Source organism: Natrinema soli (assembly GCF_028618695.1).
Map to the genome: position 1 here is coordinate 1 of NZ_JAQIVI010000509.1, position 668 is coordinate 668.

The following is a 668-nucleotide window of genomic DNA, read 5'->3' on the forward strand; positions in this document are numbered from 1 at the left end:
CGCGGCCCGAGAGGTAGCCACCGAGTTCGCCGAGACCGGGACGATCACGGTCCCCGACGAGGGGCTGGTTCCGATCGTCGCGATTCCCACGACGCTCGCCGGGGCCGATCTCTCGATGGTCGCCGGGGTCACCGCGTCCCCCGAGTCGGGGCTGGTCGACGAGGAGATCGGCGGCGGCATCTCCGATCCGGGACTGATGCCTGCGGCGGCGTTCTACGATCCGGAACTGGTGGCGACCACGCCCGAATCGGTGCTCGCGGGCTCGGCCATGAACGGCTTCGACAAGGGAATCGAGACGCTCTACGCGCGCAACGCGACGCCGGTCACCGACGCGACCGCCCGCCACGGCCTCGAGAAACTCGAGGACGGACTGCGAGCGTTCGGCGACGGCGAGCGGGATATCGGGACGTTCGAGACGGTCCTCGAGGGGGTCGTGCTCGTCCAGTACGGCATCTCGAGACCCGGGGAGACGACGGCGTCGATCGTCCACGCCTTCGGCCACGGCCTCACGCGGACGGACGACGTTCAGCAGGGGGCGGCCCACGGCGTCGTCGTTCCCCACGTCCTCGAGTATCTCTTCGAGAGCGACGGCGTGGACGCTCGAGCGGGGATGCTCGCGAACGCGCTCGGGGTCGGGGACGCCGCGGATCACGAGGCCGCGGTCGTCG

The 668-nt window shown here is 70.7% G+C and carries 1 protein-coding gene; it reads left to right on the plus strand.

All coding sequences use genetic code 11. The features are described 5' to 3' along the window. Window positions 1-668: dehydroquinate synthase/iron-containing alcohol dehydrogenase family protein (locus PGX04_RS25405; protein ID WP_273741044.1), on the plus strand; the 668-nt coding region annotated here is incomplete at both ends.